8 protein-coding genes and 1 pseudogene are annotated in these 10,297 nt (G+C 72.4%); 7 read left to right on the top strand and 2 right to left on the bottom strand.

Annotated features, from left to right (window positions below):
• From ABZ340_RS35765 to ABZ340_RS35750, 4 genes are all read left to right on the top strand, one after another.
• On the top strand, nt 1–891 hold an 891-nt coding region (locus tag ABZ340_RS35765; protein ID WP_358786067.1), incomplete at its 5' end, for a vitamin B12 dependent-methionine synthase activation domain-containing protein.
• Between the two features lie 163 nt (nt 892–1,054).
• Nucleotides 1,055–1,795, top strand: coding sequence for an HAD family phosphatase (locus tag ABZ340_RS35760; protein ID WP_358786066.1), 741 nt, complete (start codon nt 1,055–1,057; stop codon nt 1,793–1,795).
• A gap of 441 nt (nt 1,796–2,236) precedes the next feature.
• Complete coding sequence (locus tag ABZ340_RS35755; protein WP_358786065.1) at nt 2,237–3,838, top strand: ABC transporter substrate-binding protein; 1,602 nt, start codon at nt 2,237–2,239, stop codon at nt 3,836–3,838.
• 70 nt (nt 3,839–3,908) lie between these two features.
• Nucleotides 3,909–5,495, top strand: coding sequence for an ABC transporter substrate-binding protein (locus ABZ340_RS35750; RefSeq protein ID WP_358786064.1), 1,587 nt, complete (start codon nt 3,909–3,911; stop codon nt 5,493–5,495).
• A 91-nt stretch (nt 5,496–5,586) separates the two neighbouring features.
• Here the strand turns inward: ABZ340_RS35750 and ABZ340_RS35745 are convergent, their stop codons facing one another.
• Nucleotides 5,587–6,258: a response regulator transcription factor gene (locus ABZ340_RS35745; protein ID WP_358786063.1), complete on the bottom strand. Its 672-nt coding sequence runs from the start codon at nt 6,256–6,258 to the stop codon at nt 5,587–5,589.
• Between the two features lie 107 nt (nt 6,259–6,365).
• Nucleotides 6,366–7,358, bottom strand: a complete 993-nt coding sequence (locus ABZ340_RS35740) for a RecB family exonuclease (RefSeq protein ID WP_358786062.1) — start codon at nt 7,356–7,358, stop codon at nt 6,366–6,368.
• A gap of 173 nt (nt 7,359–7,531) precedes the next feature.
• On the opposite strand from ABZ340_RS35740, the gene ABZ340_RS35735 reads away from it, so the two are divergent.
• The 3 genes and pseudogenes from ABZ340_RS35735 to ABZ340_RS35725 all read left to right on the top strand — a co-directional run.
• Nucleotides 7,532–9,226: a site-2 protease family protein gene (locus tag ABZ340_RS35735; RefSeq protein WP_358786061.1), complete on the top strand. Its 1,695-nt coding sequence runs from the start codon at nt 7,532–7,534 to the stop codon at nt 9,224–9,226.
• Nucleotides 9,227–9,273: 47 nt separating this feature from the next.
• Nucleotides 9,274–10,176 (top strand): tRNA (adenine-N1)-methyltransferase, encoded by a 903-nt coding sequence (locus tag ABZ340_RS35730; RefSeq protein ID WP_029386781.1) that lies wholly within the window; start codon nt 9,274–9,276, stop codon nt 10,174–10,176.
• 43 nt (nt 10,177–10,219) lie between these two features.
• Nucleotides 10,220–10,297 (top strand): annotated as a pseudogene (locus ABZ340_RS35725) (DNA-binding response regulator); the annotation flags it as partial.

The following is a 10,297-nucleotide window of genomic DNA, read 5'->3' as shown; positions in this document are numbered from 1 at the left end:
CTGAAGCAGCGCCGGGTCAGGGCGGCGGCCACGACGGTGGCCGAGGAACGGCCCGAGACCGGGCACGTCCGCTCCGACGTCGCCACCGACAACCCGGTCCCCGAGCCCCCGTTCTGGGGCACCCGGGTCGTCAAGGGCATCCAGCTCAAGGAGTACGCGAGCTGGCTCGACGAGGGCGCCCTGTTCAAGGGCCAGTGGGGCCTGAAGCAGGCCCGCACCGGCGAGGGGCCGACGTACGAGGAGCTGGTCGAGACCGAGGGCCGGCCCCGGCTGCGCGGCCTGCTGGAGAAGCTCCAGACGGAGAACCTGCTGGAGGCGGCCGTCGTCTACGGCTACTTCCCGTGCGTCTCCAAGGACGACGACCTGATCATCCTGGACGAGGACGGCAACGAGCGCACCCGCTTCACCTTCCCCCGCCAGCGCCGCGGCCGGCACCTGTGCCTGGCCGACTTCTTCCGCCCGGAGGAGTCCGGCGAGCGGGATGTCGTCGGCCTCCAGGTCGTCACCGTCGGCTCCCGCATCGGCGAGGAGACCGCCCGCCTGTTCGAGGCCAACGCCTACCGCGACTACCTCGAACTGCACGGCCTGTCCGTGCAGCTGGCCGAGGCGCTCGCCGAGTACTGGCACGCGCGCGTGCGCGCCGAACTCGGCTTCGCCGGCGAGGACCCGCAGGAGATGCAAGGCATGTTCGAACTGAAGTACCGCGGTGCCCGCTTCTCCCTCGGCTACGGCGCCTGCCCCGACCTGGAGGACCGCGCCAAGATCGCCGACCTGCTCCAGCCCGAGCGCATCGGCGTGCACCTGTCGGAGGAGTTCCAGCTCCACCCCGAGCAGTCCACCGACGCCATCGTGATCCACCACCCGGAGGCGAAGTACTTCAACGCCCGCTGAGGCGCCCGGGGCGCGGGCCGTCCCGGCCCGGCGTGACCCGTGTGCCCTGGGGCACACGGGTCACACCGGGCGTTCCGTCCGCACACGTCGTACACTGGTCGGTCCACCGCAGGCCGGTTCCCTCCCGGGAGCCGGCCTGATCGTCCCTCAAGGAGGTACGTGGATGACCAGTACGGTCCCCGCGCGCGGAACCCTTCCCCAGACCCTCGGCACCGCTCGGGCGGGGAAGGCCCCGGCGGCCGACGGCTCCGCCCTGCAGGCGGTGCTCCTCGACATGGACGGCACCCTCGTGGACACCGAGGGCTTCTGGTGGGACGTCGAGGTCGAGGTCTTCGCCTCCCTCGGGCACACGCTCGACGAGACCTGGCGCCATGTCGTGGTCGGCGGCCCCATGAGCCGCAGCGCGGGGTTCCTGATCGAGGCCACCGGCGCCGACATCCCCCTCGCCGAACTCACGGTGCTGCTCAACGAGGGCTTCGAGGAACGCATCGAGCGGGACCTGCCGCTGATGCCGGGAGCCGCCCGGCTGCTGGCGGAGCTGTACGAGCACGAGATCCCCACCGCGCTGGTGTCCGCCTCGCACCGGCGCATCATCGACCGGGTGCTGAAGGCCCTGGGCCCGCACCACTTCGCGCTGTCCGTCGCCGGCGACGAGGTGCCGCGCACCAAGCCCCACCCCGACCCCTACCTGACCGCCGCCGCCGGACTCGGCGTCGACCCGGCCCGCTGCGCGGTCGTCGAGGACACCGCCACCGGGGTCGCCGCAGCCGAAGCCGCGGGCTGCCAGGTGGTGGCCGTGCCGTCCGTCGCCCCCCTCGCCCCGGCTCCCCGGCGCACGGTCGTGACCTCGCTCGAAGAGGTCGACCTGGCCTTTCTGCGCGGCCTGATGACGGAAATGCGCTAGGCGTTCACCCAGCGTGCAAAGGCGATAGGGCGGGAATTCCGGGATACCCGTACGCGGGGCGGCGCAGCAGCCGAAAAAGGGAATTCCCCACCGCCGGACGTGCGCACTCCAGCGGCCGCCCACCGGGCCATGTTGTGACGTTCGCCACGCACAAGGGGGTCGACAGGGAGGGGTGCGTGTGCTGGGGGGCGCCCACCGAGGGCTGTCGGCATGCCCATGTGTCCCGATTGGTGGGACGCTGTACCAATCCTTCCCTCGTCGGGTTTTCGGTCTGTCCGCGCCCGGTTTCGCTGCGTGATGGGGCCTCAACTTCGGTGCTCGCGAACCGCCCTGCGGGCGCGGACTAATCTCATCGCGAGAACATCGCCCCCACCCCGTGATCCGCTGCGCCACCCCTGCATGCCGGATACACGGACCCGACAGTCCTGGAGTAACCCGAGCATGAACCGCAAGACTTTGGTGCTGCCGGCCGTCATCGGTCTGCTCGCCCCGGTGCTCGCCGCGTGCGGCGGATCGGACGGCGGCGACGGCGGCGACGCGATTGTCGTCGGCACCACGGACCGGTTCACCGCCTCGAAGGCTGCCCCCGCGCCCCTCGACCCGGCCTACGCCTACGAGGTCGGCAGCTGGAACATCCTGCGCCAGACCGTGCAGACCCTGATGGTCCAGCCGCGCGGTGAGGGCGAGCCGGTGCCCGAGGCCGCCGAGAAGTGCGGCTTCACCGACACCGGCAACGAGCGCTACGCGTGCACCCTGCGCGACGGCCTGAAGTTCGCGAACGGCGACCCCGTCACCGCGGCCGACGTGAAGTACTCGATCGACCGCGCGCGCTCCCTCAAGGCCGACAACGGCGTGGCCGCCCTGCTGTCCACCATCGACACCGTCGAGACGCAGGGCGACCGCGAGATCGTCTTCCACCTCAAGACCGCCGACGCCACCTTCCCGTTCAAGCTGTCCACCCCGGTGGCGGGCATCGTCAATCCCGACGACTACGCCAAGGACAAGTTCCGCGACGGCTTCGAGGTGGACGGCTCGGGCCCGTACACCCTCCAGGCCGAGGTGCAGGGCGACGAACTCGTGAAGGCCGTGTTCACCAAGAACCCCGGCTACAAGGGGTCGTTGACGGTGAACAACGACAAGGTCGAGCTGGTGTCGTTCGAGGACGCCGACGCCATGGGCGCCGCCCTGAGCCGGGGCGACATCGACCTGATGACGCGTGCGATGACGCCGGAGCAGGTCAAGGAACTCTCCAACGCCTCCGACGACACCGTCGACCTCGTGGAGATGCCCGGTCTGGAGATCCGCTACCTGGCCTTCAACACGAACGCGCCGGAGGTCAAGGAGAAGGCCGTCCGCCAGGCCATGGCCCAGATCGTCAACCGCAGCGAACTCGTCTCCAAGGTGTACGGCTCCCAGGCCGAGCCGCTGTACTCGCTGGTGCCGGCCACCATCACCGGCCACTCCAACTCGTTCTTCAACACGTACGGCGACCCGAGCGTGGACAAGGCCAAGTCCCTGCTGTCCAAGGCCGGCATCACCACCCCGGTGAAGCTGACGTTGTCCTACACCACCGACCACTACGGCTCGGCCACCGGGCTGGAGTTCGAGGAACTGAAGAGGCAGCTGAACGACAGCGGCCTGTTCGACGTCACCGTCGAGGGCGTTCCCTGGGACACCTTCCGCCCGGCCCAGCTGAAGGGCGAGTACGAGGTCTACGGCCTCGGCTGGTTCCCGGACTTCCCCGACGCCGACAACTTCCTCGCCCCCTTCTTCGACGAGGACAACTTCCTCAACTCCCCCTACACCAACAGCGAGATCCGCGACACCCTCATCCCGGAGTCCCGGCGCGAGGCCGACCGGCTGTCCGCCGCGGAGAGCGTGACGAAGATCCAGGACATCGTCGCCGACCACGTACCGGTGCTGCCGCTGTGGCAGGGCAAGCAGTACGTCGCGGCGCGGGACGACATCACGGGCACCGCGTACGCCCTGAACTCCTCCTCCACCCTCCAGCTGTGGGAGCTCGGCCGCGGAGTGAGCGGCTGACGCCTTCCCGCCGCCGGGGCCGTCGACGGCGGCCCCGGCGACCCGACTCACTGACGACAAGGCACAGCACGTGAACCTGCGCAACCACTGGCCGGTCCTGCCGCTCGCGGCGGGGCTCGCCACCGGCCTGCTGACCGGCTGCGGTACGGAGAACGGCGATTCCGCCGCCGAGGGCAACCCGGTCGTCGTCGGCATGTCCGACGACGTCCTGGCCACCGACCCCGCCTCCGGCTACGACCCCGGCTCCTGGCTGCTGTTCAACAACGTCTTCCAGTCGCTGCTGAGCTTCCCCAAGGGCGGCACGCAGCCGGAGCCGGAGGCCGCCGAGGCGTGCGGCTTCACGGACACGCAGGCCCAGGTCTACCGGTGCACGCTGAAGGACGGACTGAAGTTCAGCAACGGCGACCCGCTCACCTCGAAGGACGTGAAGTTCTCCTTCGACCGCATGCTGAAGATCAACGACGCCGCCGGTCCCGCCGTCATGTTCACCACGCTGGACAAGGTCGAGACGCCGGACGCCAAGACCGTCGTCTTCCACCTCAACACGTCGGACGCCACCTTCCCCAGCAAGATCGCCTCCGGTGCCGGCTCCATCGTCGACCACCGGCAGTACGACGCCGACGCGCTGCGCAAGGACGGCAAGGCGGTCGGCTCCGGGCCCTACCAGCTGGACTCGTTCGGTGAGGACGAGGCCGTCTTCTCGGTCAACAAGCACTACCAGGGCAGCGCCGAGGTCCGGAACGCGGGCGTGACGCTCAAGTTCTTCCAGGGCGACCAGGGCAAGCTGAAGCAGTCCCTCATGGACGGCGAGGTCGACGTCGCCTACCGGGGCCTGACGGCGACCGACATCGCCGACATCGAGAAGGCCGACGACGGCTCCGGCGTCGAGGTCGTCGAGGGCAGCAGCGCCGAGGTGCAGCACCTGGTCTTCAACATGGACGACCCGGTGGCCGGCAAGCCCGGCGTCCGCAAGGCCATCGCCCACCTGCTGGACCGCGACGCCCTCATCCGGGACGTCTACCAGGACACGGCCACCCCGCTGTACTCGATCATCCCGGCCGGTATCGCCGGCCACAACACGGCCTTCTTCGACACCTACGGCGCCCGCCCCTCCAAGGAGAAGGCCGCCGCCGCCCTGCGCGCCGACGGCATCACCGGCAAGGTCAAGCTGACCCTCTGGTCGACCCCGTCCCGCTACGGCCCGGCCACCGACCAGGAGCTCCAGGCGATCGCCGGCCAGCTCAACGCGAGCGGGCTGTTCGACGCCGAGATGAAGTCCGTGCCCTTCGAGCAGTACGAGAAGGACATCGCCGCGGGCAAGTACGGCGTGTACGTGAAGGGCTGGGTCCCCGACTACCCGGACCCCGACAACTTCACGGCCCCCTTCTTCGGCAAGGACAACGTGCTGGGCAACAAGTACACCAACGACACGATCACCCGCACCCTCCTGCCGCACACCGCCGCCGAGAGCGACCGCTCCGCGACCGAGAAGGAGTTCGGCCGGCTGCAGGACATCGTCGCCGAGGACGTCCCCGTCCTCCCGGTCTGGCAGGCCAAGCAGTACGCGGTCGCCCACGACCACGTCTACGGCCTGGAGTACTGCCTCGACGCCTCCACCGTGTTCCGGTTCTGGGAGCTGGAGCTCGACAAGGACTGACCCGGCGGGAACCGGAGAGCGGCCGTACGACGGCGAAGGGCGCCCCTGCCGGTCAGGGGCGCCCTTCGCCGTCGTACGGGGCGTGCGGGCCCTACTGCGCGCCGGGGCGCACCAGCCCGCTCTCGTACGCGTACACCGCGGCCTGCACCCGGTCGCGCAGCCCCAGCTTGGTCAGCACGTGCCCCACGTGCGTCTTGACGGTGGTCTCGCTGACGAACAGGTCGGCGGCGATCTCGGCGTTGGACAGGCCGCGCGCCACCAGCTTCAGCACCTCCACCTCACGGTCGGTGAGCGTGTGCAGGGTGTCCGGCACCGGCTCGTCCCCCGAGGGCAGATGCGTGGCGTACTTGTCGAGCAGCCGCCTCGTGATGCTCGGCGCGAGCATCGCCTCACCGGCGGCCACCACACGGATCGCCTGCACCAGCTCCACGGCCGGGGCGTCCTTCAGCAGGAAGCCGCTGGCCCCGGCGCGCAGCGCCTCCACCACGTACTCGTCGAGGTCGAAGGTGGTCAGCACCAGCACCTTCGCCGGGCCGTCCCGCTCGGGGCCGGTGATCTGCCGGGTCGCCTCCACGCCGTCCATCCGCGGCATGCGGATGTCCATCAGCACCACATCGGGCTGCAGGGCCCGCACCTGATCGAGGGCCTGGAGGCCGTCTCCGGCCTCGCCGACGACCGCGATGTCCTGCTCCGCCTCCAGGATCATCCGGAAGCCCGTACGCAGCAGCGGCTGGTCGTCGACCAGTAGGACGCGGATGGCCACGTAAGTCTCCTTCGCTAGTCCGGCCCCATTCTGCCCTGAGCGTCCGACCCGGTTCCCCTCCGGGGCGCCCGGCCGGTCCCGCCGGACTCCCGTCCTGTCCGGGGCTCTCAGCCGTCCGCACCGGCGGCGGAGGCGCGCACGGGCAGCGGGTACGGCGGGGGAGTGCCGCCGAACTCCGGGCAGTGCGCCCGGTGGTCGCACCAGCCGCAGAGCCTGGTGGGCCGCGGCCGCCAGTCGCCCGTCTCGGTCGCCACCCGGATCGCGTCCCACAGCGCCAGCAGCTTGCGCTCGACCCGCTCCAGGTCGGCGGGGACCGGGTCGTACGTCAGCACGTCACCGCTGCCCAGATAGACCAGCTGCAGCCGCCGGGGGACGACCTTCTTCAGCCGCCACACCACCAGGGCGTAGAACTTCATCTGGAACAGCGCGCCCTCGGCGTACTCGGGCCGGGGCGCCTTGCCCGTCTTGTAGTCGACGATCCGCACCTCGCCCGTGGGCGCCACGTCGACCCGGTCGATGATGCCGCGCAGCCGCAGCCCGGAGTCCAGCTCCGCCTCGACGAACAGCTCCCGCTCGGCCGGCTCCAGCCGGCTCGGGTCCTCCAGGCCGAACCAGCGCTCGACCAGCCGCTCCGCCTCGCCCAGCCAGCGCGCCAGCCGCTCGCCGTCCGGATCGTCCGCGAACAGCTCCGCGACCTCCGGCCTGCTCTCGCGCAGCCGGTCCCACTCGCCGGGGACCAGCGCCTTCGCGCGCGGCACCGTGCGCTCGGCCGCCGGGGCGTCGAAGAGCCGCTCCAGCACCGCGTGCACCAGGGTGCCGCGGGTCGCCGCCTCGCTCGGCTTCTCCGGCAGGCGGTCGATCACCCGGAACCGGTACAGCAACGGGCACTGCATGAAGTCACCGGCGCGCGAGGGGGAGAGCGTCGCGGGCGGCAGAGCGGCGGGCCCCGCGGCGGCGCCCGCCGCCACGCCGGCCCCGCCCGCGTCCGCCTCCGTCGCCTCCGTGGCCGCCGTCCCGGCCGCCGCGGGCGGCTCCGCCTCCGGGGCGGGACCGGCGGCGGTCCCCGCCGCGCCCACGGCACCCTCGCTGCTCGTCTCCATGCCCACAGACCTTACGGCCCGCCACCGACAACGGCCCAGCCGCGGCCGTGACGCCCGCGCCGGGGGAGAACCCGGGGGGTGCCGGGGCGGAACGGGCCGCGACGGCCGCATACCATCGACTCGAGACCCTCCCGCCCGGCAGGCGCGGGAGACGCTTCGATCGAGGGGACACCGTGGACGTGAGCGGCGCGAGCGGGCAGCCGCGGTCCGGCAGCGAGGAACCGGCCGAGCACCACGCGGGGCCGACGGTCCCGGCCGCCGACTCCGCACGCCCCGGCCCGGCCCCGGACGACGGCACCACCCACCCGGAGCCCACCCCGCCCGGCCCCGCCCCGGCCGCCGGACGGCCCGGCGGCGACGCGCCCCGCGCCGCCGCCGGAGACGGTGCCGCCGGGCACGGGGACGAGACGCCCGCCGACGCCCCGCACGGCGGGGAGCCGCCACGGGAAGCCGGCCAGGACGGTGCCGCGCGCGGCGAGGCCGTCCCCGGGCACGGGCTCCCCGAGGACGCCGGGCACGGCACGCCCGGCACGCCCCGGCAGGAGCCGCCGGCGGACACCGGCACCCACCCGGCGGACCGGGGCCCCGGCACCGCCTCCCCCGGCGGCGAGCGCCCCGGCCCCGCGGACCCCGGCCCCGTTTCCGGCCCCGGCGCCGACCGCACGCGCGCCGGCGCCGAAGGCACGCCCGGGCCCCCGCCGCAGCGCCCCCCGGAGCCCGGCGGCGGGCTGCTGATGGGGCGGCCCTTCGGCGTCCCCGTGTACGTCGCGCCGAGCTGGTTCCTCGTCGCCGTCCTGATCACCTGGGTCTTCGGCGGCCAGCTCGACCGCGTCCTGCCCGAGCTCGGCGCCGCCCGCTACCTGGTCTCCCTCTTCTTCGCGGTCGCCTTCTACGCCTCCGTCCTCGTCCACGAGCTCGCCCACACCCTCGCCGCCCTGCGCTTCAAGCTGCCGGTCCGCCGCATCCAGCTCCAGTTCTTCGGCGGCGTCTCCGAGATCGAGAAGGAAGCCGAGACCCCCGGCCGCGAATTCGTCCTCGCCTTCGTCGGCCCGCTGCTCTCCCTCGCCCTCGCCGGCGTCTTCCACCTCGCCCTGCAACCGGTGGACCCGGGCACCGTCCCCGGCGTCCTGCTCGCCGGCCTGATGATCTCCAACCTCATCGTGGCCGCCTTCAACCTCCTGCCCGGCCTGCCCCTCGACGGCGGCCGGATGCTCCGCGCGGTCGTCTGGAAGCTCACCGGCAGGCCCATGAGCGGCACGATCGCCGCCGCGTGGGTCGGCCGCGCCCTCGCCGTCTGCGTCCTCATCGGCCTGCCGCTGCTCACCCAGTCCGGCGCGCTCGGCTCCGACGCCGTGGACAACGTCGGCATGGACACCGTCATGGACGCCCTGCTCGCCGCCATCCTCGCCGCGATCATCTGGACCGGCGCCGGCAACAGCCTGCGCATGGCCCGCCTGCGCGAGCACCTGCCCGAACTGCGCGCCCGCACCCTCACCCGCCGCGCCGTCCCCGTCGAGAGCGACACCCCCCTCTCGGAGGCCCTGCGCCGCGCCAACGCCGCCGGGGCCCGTGCCCTGGTCGTCGTCGACGCCGAGGGCGACCCCCTGTCGATCGTCCGCGAGGCCGCCATCGTCGGCGTACCCGAGCACCGCCGCCCCTGGGTCGCGGTCGGCGGCCTCGCCCAGGAGCTCACCGACGGCATGCGCGTCTCGGCCGAGCTGGCCGGCGAGGAACTCCTCGACGTCCTGCGCGCCACCCCGGCCACCGAGTACCTGGTGGTGGAGGAGACCGGCGCGATCTACGGCGTGCTGTCCGCGGCCGACGTCGAGCGCGCCTTCGTCAGGGCCATGGCCCGCCCCTCCGCGTGAGCACGCCCGTGGTCGGCGGCCCCGCCAAAGGCCGGTAGGCTGGTCACATGTCCGAACCGACCGGTGCCGCCCGCAGGCGCGGGCCCTTCAAGGTCGGGGACCAGGTTCAGCTGACCGACCCCAAGGGCCGCCACTACACGTTCACGCTCGAGGCCGGGAAGAACTTCCACACCCACAAGGGTTCCTTCCCCCACGACGAACTGATCGGCGCTCCCGAGGGCAGCGTTGTCCGCACCACCGGGAACGTCGCCTACCTCGCGCTGCGCCCCCTGCTCCCCGACTACGTCCTGTCCATGCCCCGCGGGGCAGCCGTCGTCTACCCGAAGGACGCGGGGCAGATCCTCGCCTTCGCCGACATCTTCCCCGGCGCGCGCGTCGTGGAGGCCGGTGTCGGCTCCGGCTCGCTCAGCAGCTTCCTGCTGCGCGCCATCGGCGACCAGGGCATGCTGCACTCCTACGAGCGCCGCGCCGACTTCGCCGAGATCGCCCAGGCCAACGTGGAGCGTTACTTCGGCGGCCCGCACCCGGCCTGGCAGCTCACCGTCGGCGACCTCCAGGACAACCTGTCCGACACCGACGTCGACCGCGTCATCCTCGACATGCTCGCCCCGTGGGAGTGCCTGGAGGCCGTCTCCAAGGCGCTCGTGCCCGGCGGCATCCTGTGCTGCTACGTCGCGACCACCACCCAGCTCGCGCGGACCGTGGAGTCCATCCGCGAGATCGGCTGCTTCAACGAGCCGACCGCCTGGGAGACCATGATCCGTAACTGGCACATCGAGGGCCTGGCCGTCCGTCCGGACCACCGGATGATCGGCCACACCGGCTTCCTGCTCACCGCCCGCCGCCTCGCCGACGGCGTCGAGCCGCCGATGCGCCGCCGCCGCCCCGCCAAGGGCGCCTACGGCGAGGACTACGCCGGCCCCAACGCCGACGGAGGCGCCGGCCGCTGAGCCGGCCCCTGCCACGGTCAACGCGACGACGCCGTGGCCGAGCACCGTCATCCGGGGCGTGCTGCGCGAGGAGACGCACCTGCCGCCCGCCCTGCTGACGGGCGTCCTGCGGGAGCTGACC

This window comes from Streptomyces sp. NPDC006134, assembly GCF_040628835.1.
Lineage (GTDB): Bacteria > Actinomycetota > Actinomycetes > Streptomycetales > Streptomycetaceae > Streptomyces.
The sequence above is the reverse complement of the archived record's forward strand: the minus strand, read 5'-3'. Positions and strand labels throughout refer to the sequence as shown.